Source organism: Duganella rhizosphaerae, assembly GCF_040364205.1.
GTDB classification, from domain to species: domain Bacteria; phylum Pseudomonadota; class Gammaproteobacteria; order Burkholderiales; family Burkholderiaceae_D; genus Rugamonas; species Rugamonas rhizosphaerae.
Genome location: NZ_BPWK01000001.1, coordinates 748,907 through 767,238, shown reverse-complemented (window position 1 = coordinate 767,238; position 18,332 = coordinate 748,907). Strand labels below are relative to the sequence as shown.

Here is an 18,332-nt window from a genome sequence, read left to right as displayed (position 1 = left end):
GCCAAAAGCATACCCTAATCGTTGCGCATCTGCGCTTGCGACACATTACTCCCCGCCGGCACGCTTTGCGTGAGCCACACGTTGCCGCCGATGGTGGAGCCGGCGCCGATGGTGATGCGGCCCAGGATGGTGGCGCCGGCGTAAATCACCACGTCGTCCTCCACTACGGGATGGCGCGGCACGCCCTTGATCAGGGTGCCCTTCTCGTCCGCCGGGAAGCGCTTGGCGCCCAAGGTCACGTGCTGGTACAGGCGCACGCGCTGGCCGATGATCGCCGTCTCGCCGATCACCACACCGGTGCCGTGGTCGATGAAAAAACTGCCGCCGATCTGCGCGCCGGGATGGATGTCGATCCCGGTCAGCGAATGGCCGATGTCCGAAATCAGCCGCGCCAGGAACGGCGAGCCCAGTCGGTGCAGGCTGTGCGCCAGCCGGTAGTACAGGATGGCGATGGTGCCCGGATAGCACAGCATGATCTCGGCCACCGACGTCGCCGCCGGATCGCCGGAGAACGCCGCCTGCACGTCGGACACCAGCAGCCCGCGTATGCCCGGCAGGCCGGCCGCGAACTCACGCGTGATGGCATGGGCGTGACGGGTCAGCGCTTCTTCATCGGGCGTGGCGTCCTCCAGCGAGAACTGCAGGCCGCGCCGGACCTGTTCCGTCAGGCGGTTCAAGGTGGTGTTGAGCGTGTCGCCGACGAAGTAGTCGATGCTCTCGTCGGTCAGGTTGGGCCGCCCGTAATGCGTGGGGAACAGCACTGCGGACAGGCCGTTGACGATGATCGTCAGCGCCTCGCGCGAGGGCAGCTCCCGCACCTTGCCGTGATGGCGGATGTTGTGTGTGGCCTCGCGCGACACGCGCAGCTGCTCGATCACGTGGCCCAGGTTCCAATGCGACGGCTTGACGCCGGTTCCATCATAGGTATCGATAGTCATAATGTCTCGAATTATAAAAACGCGGGCAGCATTGCCCATGCTGGCAGCTTAATCAGCCGCGCACCTAAAGCGAAGGAATGATTTCCGCCTTGGATATACGATGACTGCATATCGCGTAAAATGCTCGGTCCACTGAACAATACGCCTTAAATGAATATTTTGCTGACACTGCTGCTGGCCGGCCTTTCCATGGTCGGGCCGCTGGCCATCGACACCTATCTGCCATCGTTCCCGGCGATCGCCCAGACCTTCGACGCCAGTCCGATGCTGATCCAGCAGACGTTGAGCATGTTCCTGTTCTGCTTTGCCTTCATGATGCTGTTCTACGGCACGCTGTCCGATTCCTTCGGCCGCCGCCCGGTGATCCTGGTATCGCTGGTGGCCTACATCGCCGCCTCAGTCATTGGCGCGATGGCGCCGTCCATCGGCGTGCTGCTGGCCTGCCGCATCGTGCAAGGCCTGGCGGCAGGCGCCGGCTCGGTGGTCGGCCGCGCCATCGTGCAGGACCGCTTCTCCGGCGCCGCCGCGCAGAAGATCCTGGCGCATATCATGATGGTGTTCGGCCTGGCGCCCGCCATCGCGCCGGTGCTGGGCGGCTGGCTGCAGGTGAGCTTCGGCTGGCGCTCGATCTTCTGGTTCCTCAGCGCCTTCGGCGTCCTGATGTTCATCGCCGTGCAGCGCGCGCTGCCGGAAAGCCTGCCCGTCAAGGACCGTCATCCCTTCCATCTGGGCGTCATCGCAGGCAACTACTGGAAGGTGCTGTGCCACCACCAGTTCCTGCTGCTGTCGATCGCGGTCGGCATGAGCTTTGCGGGCGTGGCGCTGTATATCGGCTCGGCCGCCTACTTTGTGATGAACATCCTGCACCTGCCGGAGACGGCGTTCGCCTGGATGTTCGTGCCGCTGATCAGCGGCATGGTGGTCGGCTCGGCGTTGTCGGGAAAATTCGCGCTCAAGTTCGCGCGCAACACGCAGGTGTGGATCGGCCTTGCCATCATGATCGCCGCCGGCGTCATCAACGTCGCCTACAACAGCGCCTTTGTCGCGGCCGTGCCTTACGCCGTGATGCCGCTGTTTATCTACTCCTTCGGACTGGCGCTGGCGATGACGCCCTTGTCGCTGATCGCGCTGGAGTACTTCCCCAACAACAGCGGACTGGCGTCGTCGATGCAGTCGTTTATCCAGATGCTGCTGTTCGCGCTGGTGTCCGGCCTGGTGGCGCCGCTGCTGTTCGACAGCGCGCTGAAACTGGCCTGGGGCGTGCTCGCCAGCCTGGTCGTCAGCGTGATCGCCTGGCTGCTGGCGCAGACCGGCAAGCCGGTCACGCACGAGTAAGACCGCACCAAGCCTGCACTAAGCCGTCAAGGCCAGGGCGTCGGATTCGCGTCGATGTATTGGGCGCCGCCCTGCTCCGGCTCACGGGCATCGCCCTGAGCACCGGCCGACGCTGCCCGGCCCGGCGCCTGCGCAGGGTTGCGCAGGCCTAGCAGCTCCTTGCGGGTCTCGACAAAGTCCGCGCTGGACAAGGGGTTCTCCTTGTCCGGCCAGTTATCCTCAGCCCATTGCTGCAGTTGTTCATAGCGCTGCCAAAGTTCGTTGACGAACTGGCGGCGCGCGGCTTCCTTATCCATAGTACCTCCTGTGGTTATTGCCAGTCTGTGGCAAACTGCCGGTATCGTCCGTTAGGCGCCGCACCAACATACCATGGAACTCCACATCGTCATCGAAGGCAAGAAGGACCTGGGTGGTCAGCTGTACCGTCAGCTGAGCGACTCGATCCGCAGCGGGCGGCTGGCCGACGGCCAGCAATTGCCGCCTACACGCCTGCTGGCCGAGCAGCTCGGCCTGTCCCGCAAGACCGTCTCCGATGTCTACACCCGCCTGACGCAGGAGCGGCTGGTGCTGGGCCAGGTCGGCAAGGGCAGCTTCGTCAGCGCGCCGGCCGAGGCCAGGCCGCGCCGCCAGCTCGCCAACAACCTGGCCAGCGCCGCCATCGTCGCCAAATGGGACGCCATGCACACGCCGTTGCGCATCCCCTTCCCCGAAGGCCGCTCGCGCTATGAGTTCGTCGGCGGCTGCGTCACGCCCTCGCTGTTCCCGATCGACGAATGGCGCCGCTGCATGCTGCACGGCCTGCGCCAGGACGTCAAAGGCAGCGGCATGTACCGCCAGGCGGAAGGCATCGCCGAGCTGCGCGCCGCGATCGCCCACCATGCGGCCTTTGCGCGCGGCGTGGTCTGCACCGCCAACAACGTGGTCGTCACCAACGGCGCCCAGCAGGCGCTGGACCTGCTGGGCCGCGTGCTGCTGGAACCGGGCTGCGTGGTCGCCGTCGAGGAACCGGGCTATCCGGCGGCGCGCATGCTGTTCGCCAGCCAGGGCGCGAAGGTGGTCGGCATCGGCGTCGACCGGGAAGGCATGCTGGTCGACCAGATCCCGCAAGGCACGCGGCTGATCTACACCACGCCGGCCCACCAGTTCCCGCTGGGGATGCAGATGAGCGTGGCCCGCCGCGAGGCGCTGCTGGCGCGCGCGCTGGAGATCGGCGCCATCATCATCGAAGACGATTACGACAGCGAGTTCCGCTACGACGGCCGGCCCACCGATTCGCTGCAAAGCATGGACCGTCACGGCGTGGTGGCCTTCGTCGGCAGCTTCTCCAAGGTGATGCTGCCGGAACTGCGGCTGGGCTACGCGGTGCTGCCGGAGGCGATACTGAACGCCGCCCTCACCGTCAAGCACCTCAACGACTGGCATACCGCCACCGCCAACCAGCACGCGCTGGCCAAGTTCATCGCCGACGGCTATCTGTCGCGCCACATCCGCCGCTGCGGCGCGATCTACGCGACGCGGCGCGAGCGCCTGCAAACGCTGTTTGCCGATGTGCTGTCGCCGTGGTTCGAGCTGGTGCCGGCCAGCGCCGGCTTCCACCTGGCGGCGCTCTGCAAAAAGCCGCTCGACCTGGACTTGCTGCTGCGGCTGGCGCGGCGCGCCGACGTCGGCCTCTATCCGCTGTCGAACTTCTACGCGTCGACGCCGCCCAAGGCCGGGCTGTTCCTCGGCTACGGCGGCATCGAGACGCTGGACATCGACATCGCGCTGCTGCGCGTGCGCGACATTCTGGTGCAAATGGAGTAAAGCTTAATCAACATGTAGAATAGTGGATTGCATTGTCACGATCCCGAGCCAGCCATGCGCCTCACCTCCTTCACCGACTATTCCCTGCGGACCTTGCTGTACCTGAGCGCCCACCGGGACCGGCTGGTCACGATCCAGGACATCGCCGACATGCACTCGATCTCGAAGAACCACCTGATGAAGGTGGTCTATCAGCTGGGGCAGTCGGGATTGGTGGAGACGGTACGCGGCCGCAATGGCGGCCTGCGGCTGGCCAAGGAGCCGAAGGACATCAACATCGGCGCGCTGGTGCGGATGACGGAGACCGACTTCTTCATGGCCGAATGCTTCGACCGCGCGACCGACACCTGCCCGCTGACGCCCAACTGCGCGCTGAAGCACACGCTCAACGACGCCACCAAAGCCTTCCTGGCCGTGCTGGATCAGCAAACGCTGCAAGACATGCTGCCGCAGGCCGCGCCCGACGCGGCCAAGCCGGTGCGCATCGTGCGCGGCGCCGCAGCCTAGCGCTAGGCCGCGTCCTGCCGCAGCCGCGGCAGCGACGACATCAAATCCGAAAAACGCTGCCCCTGTATCATCACGTGCTCGCGCAGCAGGCGCGCCGCCAGGTCGCCGTCGCCATTGACGATGGCCTGCACCACGCCGTCATGCTCGTGGTAGGACGTGGCCAGGCGATCGCGCACCCGCAACTGCAAGCGGCGGTAAGGCCGCAGGCGCCGGTACAGATTGCGCGTCTGCTCGATCAGGAACTGGTTATGGCTGCCGGCGTAGATCGCCTCGTGGAATAGCTCGTTCTTGTAGTAGTAGACGTCCGGCTCCTGCGCGTCGCGCGCATCCTGGCAGGCCTGGTGCGCCGCCAACAGGGCCTGCTGCTCCTCGGGCGTCATGCGCCGCGCCGCCAGGCGGCCGCAGGTCGCCTCCAGTTCCGACATCACCTCGAACATCTCCACCAGCTGCTGCGGGCCCAGCTCGGCGACGATGGCGCCGCGCCGTGGGCGTATCACCACCAGTCCCATCGACGCCAGCTGGATCAGCGTTTCCCGCACCGGCGTGCGCGAAACGCCGAATCGCGTGGCCAGTTCGGTCTCGTCCAGGTGCTGTCCCGGTTTGAGCTCGCCGACGGCGATCATCTCTTCTATTTGTTCGCGCAGCGTGGCGGAATGCGTGGTCATGGTGTTTTTTCAGTCTTGTGTATAACAAGCTTCATTATAAGCAGTGAATTTAGCTTGACAATGTATTCCAACGATATATTCTTGTATACACAAAAAAGATCGTTGCATATTTGACCCACCTTGGAGGAATCATGAGCGTAATCACCCGCAGGTCCGTACTGGCCGCCCTGGCCGCCAGCCCGCTGTTGCTGCAACCGGTATGGGCGCAGAACACCACCCTCAAGATTTCGCACCAATTCCCCGGCGGGACGGTCGCCGAGGGTGATTTCCGCGACCGCCTGACCCGCATGTTCGCGGCCGAGGTGGAAAAACGCAGCAAGGGCAGTCTCAAATTCGAGATCTATCCGGGTTCCTCGCTGATGAAGACCAACGCCCAGTTCTCGGCCATGCGCAAGGGCGCGCTGGACATGTCGCTGGTGCCGCTGTCGTATGCCGGCGGCGAAGTCCCGGAAGTGAACATCGGCCTGATGCCCGGCCTGGTGACGTCCTACGAGCAGGCCTACGGCTGGAAGAACGCCGAAGTGGGCAAGGAGTTGAGCCGCATCCTGAACGAAAAAGGCATCGTGCTCATTAGCTGGATCTGGCAGGCCGGCGGCGTGGCCTCGCGCACCAAGCCGGTGATCGATCCGGACGACGCCAAGGGCATGAAGATACGCGGCGGCTCGCGCGAGATGGACCTGATCCTCAAGGCCGCCGGCGCCGCCGTGGTGTCGCTGCCATCCAATGAAATCTACGCCGCCATGCAGACCGGCGCGATGGAGGCGGCGCTGACCTCCTCCACCTCGCTGATCTCGTTCCGCCTGGAGGAAGTGTCGAAGGCGCTGACCACCGGCCGCGCGGGCGCCTACTGGTTCATGTTCGAGCCGCTGATGATGTCCAAGGCCATCTTCGACCGACTGACGAAAGAACAGCAAGCCACCATCATGGCCGTCGGCGCCGAGATGGAGACCTTCGCACTGAACTCCGCCAAGGCCGACGACTCGGAAGTGGCCAACGTCTACGCCAAAGCCAAGGCCAAGGTGGTCGACCTGAATCCGGCCGCGCTGAAAAAATGGCAGGCCATCGCCCGCACCACCGCATGGAAGGACTACGGCGAACGCAATGAGAACTGCGCCAAGCTGCTGAAACTGGCAGAGAAAACGCTATGAGCCACGGCATAGAGCTGGAGCCGCCGCGCGCCGCGGCGCCGCCGGACAACGCCGTCGTCGCGATGGCGACCGCACTGCTGGGCAAACTCAATCACGCGCTGATGATGGTGTCCATGGTGGCGCTGGTGCTGACGGCGTTCGTGCTGACCTACTCGGTGGTGTCGCGCTACTTCTTCCACGCGCCCACCGACTGGCAGGACGAAGCGTCGGTGTTCATGCTGGTCGGCGTGACCTTCTTCTGCACCGCCTACGTGCAGTCGCATCGCGGCCATATCGGCATCGAGGCGCTGGCGTCGCTGCTGCCGCCGCGCGTGAACGCGGCGCGGCTGTTCATGGTGGACCTGGTGTCGGCGCTGTTCTGCGCCTTCTTCTCTTGGAAATCGTGGACGCTGTTCCACGAAGCCTGGGTCGACGGCCAGACCACCTCCTCCACCTTCGCGCCGCCGCTGTGGATACCCTACGCCATGATGGCCGCCGGGATGAGCATCCTCACGCTGCAAATCGTGCTGCAAACGCTGGCACGTATGACCAACAAAACGGAGCGCGCGGCATGAGCGACCTGACTCTTGGCGCCCTGTACGGCGCCGTTACCCTGGTGGTGATGTTCTCCGGGATGCCGATCGCCTTCGCATTGGGCGTGGTGGCCACCGGCTTCATGTACTTCTGCATGCCGCCCTCCTCGCTCGACACGATCACCCAGAACGTGTACGAGGAGATGGCGTCGATCACGCTGCTGTCCATCCCCCTGTTCATCCTGAAGGGCGCGGCCATCGGCAAATCCCCGGCCGGCAAGGACTTGTACTCCGCCATACACACATGGATGCACAAGATACCGGGCGGCCTGGGTATCGCCAACGTCTTCGCCTGCGCGCTGTTCGCGGCGATGGCAGGTTCCTCGCCCGCCACCTGCTCGGCCATCGGCTCGGCCGGTATTCCCGAGATGCGCCGCCGCGGCTACTCGCCCGGTTTCGCGGCCGGCATCATCGCCGCCGGCGGCACGCTGGGCATTTTGCTGCCGCCGTCGATCACCATGATCCTGTACGCGGTCGCCGCCGAACAGTCGCTGGGCCGCTTGTTCCTGGCCGGGATAGGCCCCGGCGTGCTGCTGGTGCTGCTGTTTGCCGGCTACGCCGTCTACCGCGCGCACAAGGAATACAAGGCCGCGCTGGTGATCTACGAACAGGGCGGCGCCAAGTCGGCCTACCTCGAAGACGAACACTTCACGCTGGCGCAAAAAGTGGAAATGCTGCCGCGCGTGCTGCCCTTCATCATCCTGCTGATCGGCGTAATGGTCGCGCTGTACGGCGGCTTCGCCACGCCGTCCGAAACCGCTGGCCTGGGCGCGCTGCTGGCGCTGGTGCTGCTGGCCGTGATCTACGGCGTGTGGCGGCCAAAGGACCTGTCACCCATCCTCAGCTCATCGATCAAGGAATCGACGATGCTGTTACTGATCATCGGCATGTCGCTGTTCTATTCGTATGTGATGAGCTACCTGCACATCAGCCAGTCCGCCGCCGCGTGGGTGGTCAGCCTGCACCTGTCGAAGTGGCTGCTGCTGGCGGTGATCCTGCTGATGGTGATCGTGTTCGGCTTCTTCCTGCCGCCGGTATCGATTATCCTGATGACCGCGCCCATCATCCTGCCGCCGCTGAAGGCCGCCGGCTTTGACCTGATCTGGTTCGGCATCGTCATGACGGTGGTGATGGAGATGGGCCTGATCCACCCGCCGGTGGGCCTGAACATCTTCGTCATCAAGAACATCGCGCCCGACATTCCGCTCAAGGATGTGGTGTGGGGCGTGTTCCCGTTCCTGATCCTGATGTTCGTGGCGGTGCTGCTGTTGTGCGTCTTCCCGTCTATTTCCACCGGCCTGCCGGACATGATCATGGGAGCAAAGTAAATGAACTGGAACACCCTTCGGGACAACCGCGATGCGCGCTTGCAGCGGGCGCGCACCGCATTGGGCAATGAGCTGGACGGCAAAACCCTGCCGTCCGCGCGCATCGCCGACCTGCTGCACACGGTGCTGGAGTGCGGCGACCGCGTCTGCCTCGAAGGGAACAACCAGAAGCAGGCCGATTTCCTCGGCCACGCGCTGGCCAACCTGAACCCGGAGCGCATCAACCACCTGCACATGCTGCAGTCGGTGCTGGCGCTGCCGGAGCATCTGGACGTGTTCGAACGCGGCGTCGCCTCGAAGCTGGACTTCTCGTTCTCCGGCCCGCAGGCGGTGCGCGTGGCGCGGCTGGCGTCCGCCGGCAAGCTCAATATCGGCGCGATCCACACTTACCTGGAGCTGTTCAGCCGCTACTTCATCGACCTGCCGCCGCGCGTCTGCTTGGTCGCGGCGGAAGCGGCGGACCGCCACGGCAACCTGTACACCGGGCCGAACACCGAAGACACGCCGGCCATCGTCGAAGCGACAGCGTTCAAACAAGGCATCGTCATCGTGCAGGTCAACCGCATCGTCGACACCGTGCCGCGCGTGGACATACCGGGCGACTGGGTCGATTTCGTCGTACAGTCGCCCCGTCCCTACTACATCGAACCGCTGTTCACGCGCGATCCGGCGCAGATCTCCGAGATCCAGGTGCTGATGGCGATGATGGCGATCAAAGGCATCTACGCCGAATACGGCGTGCAGCGCCTGAACCACGGCATCGGCTTCGACACCGCCGCCATCGAGCTGCTGCTGCCGACCTACGCCGAGTCGCTGGGCCTGCGCGGCAAGATCGGCAAGCACTGGGCGCTCAACCCGCACCCGGCGCTGATCCCGGCGATTGAAGCGGGCTTCGTGCAGTCGGTGCACTCCTTCGGTTCGGAGCTGGGCATGGAGGACTACATCCATGCGCGGCCGGACGTCTTCGCCATCGGCCCGGACGGCACCATGCGCAGCAACCGCGCCATGTGCCAGGCCGCCGGCCACTACGCCTGCGACATGTTCATCGGCTCGACGCTGCAGATCGACTTGCAGGGCAATTCGTCGACCGCCACCGCCGGCCGTATTTCCGGTTTCGGCGGCGCCTCCAACATGGGCGCCGACGCGCGCGGACGGCGCCACGCCAGCCCTGCGTGGCTGAAGGCAGGCCAGCAGGCGCGCGAAGGCCGCAACACCATCCCGCGCGGTCAGAAGCTGGTGGTGCAGATGGTGGAGACCTTCCGCGAACATATGCAGCCGGCCTTCGTCGATAAGCTCGACGCATGGGAGCTGATGGAACAGGCCAAGATGGCGATCCCGCCGGTGATGATCTACGGCGACGACGTCAGCCACGTCCTGACCGAAGAAGGCATCGCCAACCTGCTGATGTGCCGCACCGACGAGGAACGCGAGCAGGCCATACGCGGCGTGGCCGGCTACACGCCGGTCGGCCTGGCGCGGGATAAGCGGATGGTGGAAAACCTGCGCGATCGCGGTATCATCCAACGCGCGGAAGATCTCGGCATCGACAAGCGCATGGCCACGCGCGACCTGCTGGCCGCCCGCAATATGAAAGACCTGGTGCGCGCATCGGGCGGTTTGTACCAGCCGCCCAAGCGTTTCCGCAACTGGTAAGGAGCCTGACAATGGAAACCCTGAACTACCGATTTGAACAAGGAACGCAGCGTTTGAAAGCGACGCCGCACGTAGTGGGCGTGGTCGGCTCCGGCAACCTGGAAGTGCTGATCGAACCGGCCGACCTGGCCGGCGCCTGCACCATCGAGATCACCACCGCCGCCGTCGGCTTCGGGCCGATCTGGGAGGCGGTGATGCGCGACTTCCACCAGCGCTGGCTGCTGGCCGACACCCGCATCTCGATCAACGACATGGGAGCCACGCCCGCCGTCGTCAGCCTGCGCATGGACCAGGCGGTGCAAACCATGCTGGGAGTATCCTGATGAGCCGAACATCCAGCTACCAGGAAGCGAACGCGCGCGAACGGTTGCAGCAGCTGTTCGACCCGGGCAGCTTTGAAGAATTCCTGCCGCCGTCGGAGCGCATCGTCAGCCCCCATCTGGGGCAGCTGAACGCGCCGGTCGCGTTTGACGACGGTGTCGCGGTAGGCCGCGCAAAACTGGACGACGTAACCGTCTACACGGCGGCGCAGGAAGGTGGTTTCATGGGCGGCGCGGTCGGCGAGGTGCACGGCGCCAAGCTGGTCGGCTTGCTGCGGCGCGCGGTGCGCGACCAGGTCGCTGCGGTGGTGCTGCTGGTGGAATCGGGCGGCGTGCGCCTGCACGAAGCCAACGCCGGCCTGATCGCGGTGTCGGAAGTGATGCGCGCGCTGCTCGATACGCGCGCCGCCGGCATCCCCGTGATCGTGCTGGTGGGCGGCTCGAACGGCGCCTTTGGCGGCATGGGCATCGTCTCGCGCTGCGCCAATGTGGTGGTGATGTCCGAGGAAGGCCGGCTGGCGATGTCCGGTCCGGAAGTCATCGAGACCGCAAGCGGCGTCGAGGAATTCGATTCGCGCGACCGCGCACTGGTGTGGCGCACCAGCGGCGGCAAGCACCGCTACCTGATGGGCGATTGCCAGCGCATCGTGGCCGACGATATCGCCGCCTTCCGCGCAGCCGCGCGCGATGCGGTGGCCGCGCTGACCGGCACGCAGGTGGAGCTGACGCTGGAAGCACTGGAAGCCGAACAGCAGATGCTGGTCGATCGCATCGCCCGCTTCGGCGCCCTCGCCGATCCGGTCGATATCTGGGCCGCGATGCAGATCCCCGATGCGGCCAATATTCCGATGCTCGACGTCGACAGTTTTATCGCGGCCGCCGACAAGCGCCGCATGGGAGTCTGAGATGGACTGGAAAAAACTGGCGGACACGCTGTTCCCGCAAGGGCATGCCATCGTCGAGCAGAACGACTTCCTGTGCGGCAGCGCCCAGGTGGACGGGCAAGCGGTGGCGGTGATCGGCACCACCGGCCACACGCCGATCGGCGTGGAGATCGCGCTGGCGCAGGCCAAGGCCATCCTGCGCACGGTGCGCGAATTCCCCGGCATGCCGATACTGATGCTGGTCGATACGCAGGGCCAGCGCCTGCGCCATCGCGACGAGATGTTGGGCATCAACAGCTACATGGCGCACCTCGGAAAATGCGTGGACCTCGCACGTCGCAAGGGACACAAGATCATCGGCCTGGTGTACGACCAGGCGCTGTCGGGCGGTTTCATCACCAGCGGCTTGATGGCCGACGCCTGCTACGCCCTGCCCGACGCGACCATCCGCGTGATGGGTTTGCCCGCGATGGCGCGCATCACCAAGGTGCCGGAAGAACGCCTGACCGAACTCGCGCAGAGCAATCCGGTGTTCGCGCCTGGGCCGGAGAACTATCTGCGCATGGGCGGGCTGGAAGCGATCTGGGAGGGCGACCTGGCGGCGCATCTGCGCGCCGCGCTCGCGGGCACGGCCGACGGCGACCAGCGCAGCGCATTGGGACTCCAGCGCGGCGGACGGCGCTGGGCGCAACCGGTGATCGATGCCGTGATGACTGACAGTCATGTACATGTTGCCTGAATCGGAGCAGATGCTGCAGCCAGGGACCGCCACGCGCGGCCTTGAGCGGCATATGCTGGTCTGGCTTACGGAGCCGGGCTGGCAGTCGGTACTGCGCGCGGCGCAGCCGCAGCACAAGGCCGCGCTCACGCTCTGGCAGGGGCAGGATTGGCCGGCCGTGGTGCGGCGCTTCGATATCGGCGCGCAGCCGGACGAAGTTTGCCTCGGCCTGCCGCTGCCGCCGGATGAGGACAGCGGTGAGAAGGTGCGCATTTCCTTGCGCACGCAGACGCTAGAGATCAGCAGGACATCGCAGGCGGTGGAACTGCGGTCGGCGCTGCGCTGCGCAGGGCCGTGGCGCGAGGCGCTGGCGACGTTGGAGCGCGAGACAGAGCATCTGCACCTGCGCATCTACGGCTCGATGGCGATGCAGGCGCTGACTGGCTTGCTGTACCTGACGCCCGCCTCGGACATCGACATACTGTTCCATCCGCGCAGCCGCGAGGAGCTGCATGACGGCGTGGCGCTGCTGTCGCGGCACGCGGCGCACGTGCCGCTCGATGGCGAGATCGTATTCCCCGGGGGCCAGGCGGTGTCGTGGAAGGAATGGCGCATGGCGATGGAAAATCCGGCCAGGGTGATCGTCAAGGAACTGCACGCGGTGCGGTTGGCCGATACGGCGTCGTTGCTGGCGACCTTGGAGTCTCGTTGATGCGCACCGCCCTCGCACCTGCGCGCCTGCGGACGCAAGCAATGATGATGCCGAGGCTGAGCCGCACGGCGCAGCACAGCTTCGCCGGCGACGTGGCGCGGCTGGCGGTTCGCAGCCTGCACGCGGAGCTTTGCCTGTATCCCAAGCCGGGACTGGTGTCGCTGGTGGACTCTGGCAGTCATGACGACATGGATGCACAGACCTTCATGCGCAGCCTGTTCTCGCTGCGCCACTACTTCAAGAAAATATGCCTGGCAGGATTGGGCGATGCGCCGTTCGCGCGGCTTAAACATCTGGGCATCGAAGCAGAAGCGGCGATGCTGAAGGCGACACGCGGCATCAATACGCATCGAGGCGCGATCTTCAGCCTCGGCCTGCTGTGCGCCACCGCCGGTCGCGCGCGCGCGCAAGGCACGCCGCTGACGCCAGCCGCGCTGCGCGCCGCCATGCTGATACGCTGGGGCGAGGAGCTGGCCATGCATGCCGCTCCATCGAGCACGCCGGCCAGCAACGGCCTGCGCGTCGCGGCGCAATATGCGGTCAGCGGCGCGCGGGAAGAAGGCGCGCTCGGATTGCCTTCGGTGTTCGAAATCGGCGTGCCGGCGCTGCTGGCCTCACGCGCGCGCGGCGCCAGCATGACGCATGCGCGCATCGACACTCTGTTCACGCTAATGGCGCGCATCAGCGACAGCAACGTCTATCACCGCGCCGGTCTTCAAGGCGCGCAAACGGTGCGCACGCACGCCCAGCACTTCGTCGATCTGGGCGGCACGGCCAACGCCGAATGGCGCGCGCAGGCGCTGGCCAGCCATCAGGCGTTCGTGCGTGAGCACCTGTCCCCAGGCGGCGCGGCGGACTTGCTGGCGGCCAGCTGCCTGGTACACGCCATCGCCGCGATGGAGCAGTACGAACCATGATCACGTCCTACGGCGCGCCATCCCGCCTGCTGCTGCTCTGCCCCGGCCAAGGCGGCCAGCATGCCGCGATGTTCGACCTGCCCCGTAGCGGTCCGTCCGGCGACGCCGCCGCCAGCGCACTGCTGGCCGGCCTGGCGCTGGCCGACGACGCGGACATCTACGCCAACCGCAACGCCCAGCCATTGATCGTCGCGGCCACGCTGTCGATGTGGGCAGCGATACGCGAGTTCACGCCCCCGCCGGCGCTGGTGGCCGGCTACAGTATCGGCGAGCTGTCCGCCTACGGCGTCGCCGGCGCCCTCCCGCCGCAGACGGTGGTGCAACTGGCGGCAGAACGCGCGCAGTTGATGGACGATTGTGCCCGCGCCCTGCCCGGCCAAACGCTGATGTCGATTTCCGGCCTGCCGCTATCCCGCACCTCGGCCCTGCTTGCCGAACACGCTTTTCACATGAGCATAGAGAACGGCGACGACGCCTGCATCGCTGGCGGCCCGGCCGCTGGCGCCGAAGCGCTTGAGCGGGCGGTGCACGCCACCGGCGGCCGCAGCACGCGCCTGCCGGTGGAGGTGGCCTCGCACACGCGCTACATGCAGGCAGCGGTTGCCCCCTTCGCCGCAGCCTTGCAGCGGACAGCATTCCAGCCGATGACTGCACCGGTACTGGCGGGCGTCGGCGCGATGGCCGTCAACAGCAAAGCGTCGGCCGTGGACCAGCTCTCGCGCCAGCTGGCGGAAACGATACACTGGGCCGCCTGCATGGACGCCGCCGCCGAAGCCGGCATCACCTACGCGCTGGAACTCGGCCCCGGCGCCGCGTTATCGCGCATGCTGCAAAGCCGCCACCCGCACATCAACACCCGCTCCGTGGCCGACTTCCGCACCTTGGACGGCATCCGCAAATGGCTGGAACGCGCCGCCGAGTAGCCGGCGACGCTACCACTCAACCTCGATTATTCTGCGTCGCCCAGGCGACGATATTGGACGCATCCATCGCGCCCGGCTGCCGCGCCACTTCGCGCCCGCCCTTGAACAGCGCCAGCGTCGGAATGCTGCGGATCGCATAGCGCGCCGCCAGTTCCTGCGCCTCCTCGGTGTTGAGCTTCACCACGCGGAACTCCGGCTCCAGCCGCTGCGTGGCCTGCGCGTAGAACGGCGCCATGGTCCTGCAAGGCCCGCACCACGGCGCCCAGAAATCCACCAGCACAGGAATGTCGCTGCGCTCGATGTGCTTGAGAAAGCGCGCGGCAGACAATTCCAGCGGCTGTCCGGTGAACAGCGCCTTCTGGCACTTGCCGCACACCGGCTGCTGCGCCAGCTTGGCGGAAGGCACGCGGTTCACGGCGTCGCAATGGGGGCAAACGATGTGCAGCGATTCGGGCTGCACGGCGGCGGTATTCGTCATCTTTATCTCCAGACAGCATCAAGCCAGCCATGATAAAGCAAGGACAAAAAAAATGCCGCGCCGCGCGATGCAAGATCGCGGGCGCGGCGAAGACTAGAGCCTGTCGGCTCTGTCGTCAGGCTCAGGTTTCCTTGCGGGCGCCGGTTTGCTTGGCGGATTGAGCAGCTTGAGCGGCAGTCTGGGCCTGGGAGGCTTGCTGGCCGCCTTGCATGCTGCCTTCGCGGCTTTCGCGGCTTTCGGTGCCGTTCTGACCTGCGCTTTGCATGGTCGAGCTGCTACGCATTTCATTGCCGCGCGATTGGCGTGCGCCATCGCTATGGCTGATGAACGGATCGGAGAAACGTTCCACCGCGTCCTGATGGCTGCGCAATGTTTTTTCCGTTTCTTCCGACGTCACGCGGGCCACTTCATCAGCCAGGGCCTTGGCGGTACGACTGGTTTCCTGCACGTGCTCTTCCGCCACTTTGGACAGGTCGACCTGGGTGTCGGCGGCGATGCGAGACAGATGCTGCTGGTAGGCGCGCAGCTTCTCTGCGGTGGGTTGGGCATGGGCGGCGGCGGCGGCAATCGCCTCCGTCGGACGGTGCGCGGTGATGATTTGCTGGCCCGTCGTCGTGCTTTCTTCCAGCAAGGTTTGAGCCAATTGGATGTTCAGGTCGCTGTACTGCTGAACTGTACGGAACAGCGATTTCGACATGTCGTTAAAGAACGCCAGTTGGGCTTCCATATGGGTTTTGGCTGCTGGGGTGACAGATTGAGAAAATGGATACATAGATGCCTCGAAAAGAAAGTAAAAGATGGCCTGGGAATTGTCGAACCGGTTTCGACGCCGCATCGCAGCGCGAATGCCAAGGCTACGTTAGACCGTCCCGCGACGTCTGATCTAGATCAAACGTGCGTTGCCGCTGTCGCAGGAACTCTGCAAAGCGGATTAATCCTAGGTCATCCCTTCTTCAGTTCCGTGCCGCCCGCCAGCGTTCATGCCAGAGTCCGCCAGCGGCCAGCACCAGCCCCAGCAACAGCTGCACTCCGACCGTCTGGGTCGTGGCGACCCCGTTGAAACCGACCACATCCAGCACGGGCACCTTGGTCGCCTGCGTTGCGATGTACAGGCCGAACAGAAACAACGCGAGGAAGGTGCGCGCGCTGCGACTGAGGCCTCCGAGCAGGCTGGCGACGCCGGCCAGCGCCAGCACGCCGGTCGACAGCGCGGCAGCGCGCAACGGCGCAGCCATCGTCCATCGCCACAGCACCGGCGCGGTGAACAACAGCGCCAGCAGGCAGGACGCCAGCAACTGCGCGCCATAGCGCCGCACGGCGCCGCCCGGCGCCGTGCCGCTCATCGCGTCCACGTCGTGCTGGTGGTCGCGCACGCCGATGTCGCTGACCAGGACACCCCAGATGGCGATGGCTGCAATGACCACGCCGCCCAGCGCCGCCACCGGCAGCACGCTGCCGACGATCAACAGCACCAGCGCCGCCGCCACCGCCGCCGGATTAGACACCAGCGTCAATGCCAGCACCGCCAGCGCCTGGCCGGCCGTGCCGGGAACGCGTGCGGCCAGGCCGAACAGCGGGCGCACCAGCCGCATCAATGGCCGTAGCAAGCGGTTCGCCAATGCCAGCGGCGACCAGCGGCCACCGCCGGATGCTCGCACTTTGACCCGATCCGGCGCGAAACGATGGAACAGCCGCCAGGCCGGCAGCAGCGGCAGCAAGGCCACTAGCGCGCAACCGACGCGCGTGGCCCCCAGTTCCGCCGACCACAACCAGGTGGGCAGTATCACCGGCGGCAGCGCCGGATTGAAATCGCCGCCACCGATGACGAAATTCGAGGTATGCAGCAGCGCCTTCACCGTCAGCACCGTCGCGCCCATGCCGGAGAAATCGAGCAGCAGCAGTGGCGACCATGCGTCATTGCTGTCCGCCGTCAACACGATGGGCCCCGCCAGCTGCGCCATGTAGAAGATGAAGTACAGCACGTCGCCGCGCCTGCCCATCAGCGGCGCCCAGGCGTCGCACAGCAGCGCCATCGCGGCGGTGAAGAACAGCAGCGGCAACAACAGCATCGCGAAGGTCTGCAGATAGACCAGCAGCTGTATCGGCCCCTGGCCGCGCAACAAATGCAGCACCAGCATGGTCAACATGAAGATGAGCAGCAGCCCGCAAAGGTAGGCTACACCGCCCAGCCAGCGGCCGAGCAGGAACACGGCGTTGCTCACAGGTGTAGCCGCCAGCACCGCGCCGGCGCCGCTGCGCACGTCCTCGCTCATGCGCCCGCGCACCAGGTAGAAACCCGCCAGCCCGAAAAACAGGCCGCCCAGTCCCGCGCTGCCCAAGGCCAGGCAGCTGCTGGTGTAAGCCACGCGCACATTGTCGGCGACGATCATCGCCTGCCCCTTGGCTGGATCGCCCACCATCAGCCAGGTCGCTGCGATCAACGCCAGCACGGCCACCAAAGTGCCGGTGCGGCGCATGCGCAGCCGCACCTCGGTCAGCACCAACAGCTTCAATGCCAGCGCGTTCATGCCGCCGCTTCCTGCACCGCGTAACGCTGCGTCATCAGCGCTTCTTCCAGCGTCGGCTCGGCCGGCACCGCGCCCGCGCACGGCGACGTTGGATGCGCAATGCGCAGGTTGATGCCATGTTCATTGCGCTGCGCTTGCAACACCTGCACCTCCGCGCGCAAGGCTTCGTAGTGCTGCGCCTCCACCGTGACCGACCATACCTGGCTGCGCGCGCCGTGCACGAAGCTGTCCGGCGTATCGAAAGCCACCAGCTTCCCCTTGTTCATGATGGCCAGGTGGCCGGCCATGTTCTCGATGTCGGACACGATGTGGGTCGACACGATCACCAGCTTGCGGAAGCCGATCTCCGACAGCAGATGGCGGAACCGCAGCCGTTCTTCGGGATCGAGGCCGGCGGTCGGCTCGTCGACGATCAGCACATCGGGATCGTTGAGCAGCGCCTGCGCGATGCCGAGCCGGCGCCGCATGCCGCCCGAGAAGCCCGCCGCCTGGCGGTGCGCATGCTCGTGCAGGTTGACCATCTCCAGCAGCAGCCGCAGACGGGCCGGATCGCGCACGCCCTTCAGCGCCGCGAAGTACTGCAGGAACTCCAGCGCCGTCAGGTTCGGATACACGCCGAAGTCCTGCGGCAGAAAGCCCAGCCGGCCACGGATCGCATCGGGCTTCTTCACGATGTCGGCGCCGTCGAACAGGATCTCGCCGCTGGTCGGCTTGGTCAGCGTGGCGATCATCTGCATCAGCGAGGTCTTGCCCGCGCCGTTGTGGCCGATCAGGCCGACCACGCCGGCCGGCAGGTTCAAACTGACGTCGTCGACTGCCCGCACGTTCTTCGTATAAGATTTGACGACGTTGCGTAGTTCAAGCATGTACAAAGCGCTCCTGAAAATGAAAGCGGGGCCGGGC

The 18,332-nt window shown here is 65.6% G+C and carries 20 protein-coding genes; 13 read left to right on the top strand and 7 right to left on the bottom strand.

Features of this window, described 5'->3' with window-relative positions:
• Positions 1-14: 14 nt before the first annotated feature.
• Positions 15-938 (bottom strand): serine O-acetyltransferase EpsC, encoded by a 924-nt coding sequence (gene epsC, locus RUGAMON1_RS03430; RefSeq protein ID WP_445229173.1) that lies wholly within the window; start codon positions 936-938, stop codon positions 15-17.
• A 150-nt stretch (positions 939-1,088) separates the two neighbouring features.
• On the opposite strand from epsC, the gene RUGAMON1_RS03425 reads away from it, so the two are divergent.
• Positions 1,089-2,273, top strand: coding sequence for a multidrug effflux MFS transporter (locus RUGAMON1_RS03425; protein ID WP_445229172.1), 1,185 nt, complete (start codon positions 1,089-1,091; stop codon positions 2,271-2,273).
• Between the two features lie 26 nt (positions 2,274-2,299).
• Here the strand turns inward: RUGAMON1_RS03425 and RUGAMON1_RS03420 are convergent, their stop codons facing one another.
• Positions 2,300-2,569 (bottom strand): hypothetical protein, encoded by a 270-nt coding sequence (locus RUGAMON1_RS03420; RefSeq protein WP_445229171.1) that lies wholly within the window; start codon positions 2,567-2,569, stop codon positions 2,300-2,302.
• A 73-nt stretch (positions 2,570-2,642) separates the two neighbouring features.
• On the opposite strand from RUGAMON1_RS03420, the gene pdxR reads away from it, so the two are divergent.
• Together pdxR and RUGAMON1_RS03410 are read left to right on the top strand one after the other, a co-directional pair.
• A complete protein-coding gene (pdxR, locus tag RUGAMON1_RS03415; protein WP_445229170.1) occupies positions 2,643-4,076 on the top strand; it encodes a MocR-like pyridoxine biosynthesis transcription factor PdxR in 1,434 nt (477 codons plus the stop codon).
• Positions 4,077-4,130: 54 nt separating this feature from the next.
• The gene (locus tag RUGAMON1_RS03410) at positions 4,131-4,583 is read left to right on the top strand and encodes an RrF2 family transcriptional regulator (RefSeq protein ID WP_445229169.1); all 453 of its coding nucleotides are present in this window, start codon (positions 4,131-4,133) and stop codon (positions 4,581-4,583) included.
• 2 nt (positions 4,584-4,585) lie between these two features.
• On the opposite strand, the gene RUGAMON1_RS03405 is transcribed toward RUGAMON1_RS03410, so the two are convergent.
• Complete coding sequence (locus RUGAMON1_RS03405) at positions 4,586-5,248, bottom strand: GntR family transcriptional regulator (RefSeq protein WP_445229168.1); 663 nt, start codon at positions 5,246-5,248, stop codon at positions 4,586-4,588.
• 131 nt (positions 5,249-5,379) lie between these two features.
• On the opposite strand from RUGAMON1_RS03405, the gene RUGAMON1_RS03400 reads away from it, so the two are divergent.
• The 10 genes from RUGAMON1_RS03400 to RUGAMON1_RS03355 are packed head-to-tail and all read left to right on the top strand — an operon-like array spanning position 5,380 to position 14,423.
• Positions 5,380-6,396 carry a TRAP transporter substrate-binding protein gene (locus RUGAMON1_RS03400; protein ID WP_445229167.1) on the top strand — a complete coding sequence of 339 codons (1,017 nt, stop codon included), beginning with the start codon at positions 5,380-5,382 and terminating at the stop codon, positions 6,394-6,396.
• Positions 6,393-6,950 (top strand): TRAP transporter small permease, encoded by a 558-nt coding sequence (locus tag RUGAMON1_RS03395; protein ID WP_445229166.1) that lies wholly within the window; start codon positions 6,393-6,395, stop codon positions 6,948-6,950. The genes RUGAMON1_RS03400 and RUGAMON1_RS03395 overlap by 4 nt, the downstream gene beginning before the upstream one ends.
• Positions 6,947-8,296: a TRAP transporter large permease gene (locus tag RUGAMON1_RS03390; protein ID WP_445229165.1), complete on the top strand. Its 1,350-nt coding sequence runs from the start codon at positions 6,947-6,949 to the stop codon at positions 8,294-8,296. Before RUGAMON1_RS03395 ends, RUGAMON1_RS03390 begins: the two co-directional genes overlap by 4 nt.
• Positions 8,297-9,949, top strand: a complete 1,653-nt coding sequence (mdcA, locus tag RUGAMON1_RS03385; protein WP_445229164.1) for a malonate decarboxylase subunit alpha — start codon at positions 8,297-8,299, stop codon at positions 9,947-9,949.
• Positions 9,950-9,960: 11 nt separating this feature from the next.
• Positions 9,961-10,272 (top strand): malonate decarboxylase acyl carrier protein, encoded by a 312-nt coding sequence (mdcC, locus tag RUGAMON1_RS03380; protein WP_445229163.1) that lies wholly within the window; start codon positions 9,961-9,963, stop codon positions 10,270-10,272.
• The gene (locus tag RUGAMON1_RS03375) at positions 10,272-11,174 is read left to right on the top strand and encodes a biotin-independent malonate decarboxylase subunit beta (protein ID WP_445229162.1); all 903 of its coding nucleotides are present in this window, start codon (positions 10,272-10,274) and stop codon (positions 11,172-11,174) included. Before mdcC ends, RUGAMON1_RS03375 begins: the two co-directional genes overlap by 1 nt.
• 1 nt (position 11,175) lies before the next feature.
• Positions 11,176-11,892 carry a biotin-independent malonate decarboxylase subunit gamma gene (mdcE, locus tag RUGAMON1_RS03370; protein ID WP_445229161.1) on the top strand — a complete coding sequence of 239 codons (717 nt, stop codon included), beginning with the start codon at positions 11,176-11,178 and terminating at the stop codon, positions 11,890-11,892.
• 52 nt (positions 11,893-11,944) lie between these two features.
• Positions 11,945-12,583 (top strand): malonate decarboxylase holo-[acyl-carrier-protein] synthase, encoded by a 639-nt coding sequence (mdcG, locus tag RUGAMON1_RS03365; protein WP_445229160.1) that lies wholly within the window; start codon positions 11,945-11,947, stop codon positions 12,581-12,583.
• The gene (mdcB, locus tag RUGAMON1_RS03360) at positions 12,583-13,500 is read left to right on the top strand and encodes a triphosphoribosyl-dephospho-CoA synthase MdcB (RefSeq protein ID WP_445229159.1); all 918 of its coding nucleotides are present in this window, start codon (positions 12,583-12,585) and stop codon (positions 13,498-13,500) included. The genes mdcG and mdcB overlap by 1 nt, the downstream gene beginning before the upstream one ends.
• Positions 13,497-14,423 carry an acyltransferase domain-containing protein gene (locus tag RUGAMON1_RS03355; protein ID WP_445229158.1) on the top strand — a complete coding sequence of 309 codons (927 nt, stop codon included), beginning with the start codon at positions 13,497-13,499 and terminating at the stop codon, positions 14,421-14,423. Before mdcB ends, RUGAMON1_RS03355 begins: the two co-directional genes overlap by 4 nt.
• Positions 14,424-14,439: 16 nt before the next feature.
• Here RUGAMON1_RS03355 and trxC read toward each other — a convergent pair whose 3' ends face one another.
• The 4 genes from trxC to RUGAMON1_RS03335 form a co-directional block, all read right to left on the bottom strand.
• Complete coding sequence (gene trxC, locus RUGAMON1_RS03350; protein ID WP_445229157.1) at positions 14,440-14,901, bottom strand: thioredoxin TrxC; 462 nt, start codon at positions 14,899-14,901, stop codon at positions 14,440-14,442.
• Between the two features lie 121 nt (positions 14,902-15,022).
• A complete protein-coding gene (locus RUGAMON1_RS03345) occupies positions 15,023-15,628 on the bottom strand; it encodes a phasin family protein (protein WP_445229156.1) in 606 nt (201 codons plus the stop codon).
• A 226-nt stretch (positions 15,629-15,854) separates the two neighbouring features.
• Entirely contained in the window at positions 15,855-17,429 is a 1,575-nt protein-coding gene (locus RUGAMON1_RS03340; RefSeq protein WP_445229155.1) for an ABC transporter permease, read from the bottom strand.
• Positions 17,426-18,295 carry an ABC transporter ATP-binding protein gene (locus tag RUGAMON1_RS03335; RefSeq protein WP_445229154.1) on the bottom strand — a complete coding sequence of 290 codons (870 nt, stop codon included), beginning with the start codon at positions 18,293-18,295 and terminating at the stop codon, positions 17,426-17,428. The genes RUGAMON1_RS03340 and RUGAMON1_RS03335 overlap by 4 nt, the downstream gene beginning before the upstream one ends.
• Positions 18,296-18,332: the final 37 nt, after the last annotated feature.

Coding starts and splice junctions, on each gene's coding strand:
- epsC (WP_445229173.1), bottom strand. CDS start 938: ATGACTATCGATACCTATGATGGAACCGGCGTCAAGCCGTCGCATTGG.
- RUGAMON1_RS03425 (WP_445229172.1), top strand. CDS start 1,089: ATGAATATTTTGCTGACACTGCTGCTGGCCGGCCTTTCCATGGTCGGG.
- RUGAMON1_RS03420 (WP_445229171.1), bottom strand. CDS start 2,569: ATGGATAAGGAAGCCGCGCGCCGCCAGTTCGTCAACGAACTTTGGCAG.
- pdxR (WP_445229170.1), top strand. CDS start 2,643: ATGGAACTCCACATCGTCATCGAAGGCAAGAAGGACCTGGGTGGTCAG.
- RUGAMON1_RS03410 (WP_445229169.1), top strand. CDS start 4,131: ATGCGCCTCACCTCCTTCACCGACTATTCCCTGCGGACCTTGCTGTAC.
- RUGAMON1_RS03405 (WP_445229168.1), bottom strand. CDS start 5,248: ATGACCACGCATTCCGCCACGCTGCGCGAACAAATAGAAGAGATGATC.
- RUGAMON1_RS03400 (WP_445229167.1), top strand. CDS start 5,380: ATGAGCGTAATCACCCGCAGGTCCGTACTGGCCGCCCTGGCCGCCAGC.
- RUGAMON1_RS03395 (WP_445229166.1), top strand. CDS start 6,393: ATGAGCCACGGCATAGAGCTGGAGCCGCCGCGCGCCGCGGCGCCGCCG.
- RUGAMON1_RS03390 (WP_445229165.1), top strand. CDS start 6,947: ATGAGCGACCTGACTCTTGGCGCCCTGTACGGCGCCGTTACCCTGGTG.
- mdcA (WP_445229164.1), top strand. CDS start 8,297: ATGAACTGGAACACCCTTCGGGACAACCGCGATGCGCGCTTGCAGCGG.
- mdcC (WP_445229163.1), top strand. CDS start 9,961: ATGGAAACCCTGAACTACCGATTTGAACAAGGAACGCAGCGTTTGAAA.
- RUGAMON1_RS03375 (WP_445229162.1), top strand. CDS start 10,272: ATGAGCCGAACATCCAGCTACCAGGAAGCGAACGCGCGCGAACGGTTG.
- mdcE (WP_445229161.1), top strand. CDS start 11,176: ATGGACTGGAAAAAACTGGCGGACACGCTGTTCCCGCAAGGGCATGCC.
- mdcG (WP_445229160.1), top strand. CDS start 11,945: ATGCTGGTCTGGCTTACGGAGCCGGGCTGGCAGTCGGTACTGCGCGCG.
- mdcB (WP_445229159.1), top strand. CDS start 12,583: ATGCGCACCGCCCTCGCACCTGCGCGCCTGCGGACGCAAGCAATGATG.
- RUGAMON1_RS03355 (WP_445229158.1), top strand. CDS start 13,497: ATGATCACGTCCTACGGCGCGCCATCCCGCCTGCTGCTGCTCTGCCCC.
- trxC (WP_445229157.1), bottom strand. CDS start 14,901: ATGACGAATACCGCCGCCGTGCAGCCCGAATCGCTGCACATCGTTTGC.
- RUGAMON1_RS03345 (WP_445229156.1), bottom strand. CDS start 15,628: ATGGAAGCCCAACTGGCGTTCTTTAACGACATGTCGAAATCGCTGTTC.
- RUGAMON1_RS03340 (WP_445229155.1), bottom strand. CDS start 17,429: ATGAACGCGCTGGCATTGAAGCTGTTGGTGCTGACCGAGGTGCGGCTG.
- RUGAMON1_RS03335 (WP_445229154.1), bottom strand. CDS start 18,295: ATGCTTGAACTACGCAACGTCGTCAAATCTTATACGAAGAACGTGCGG.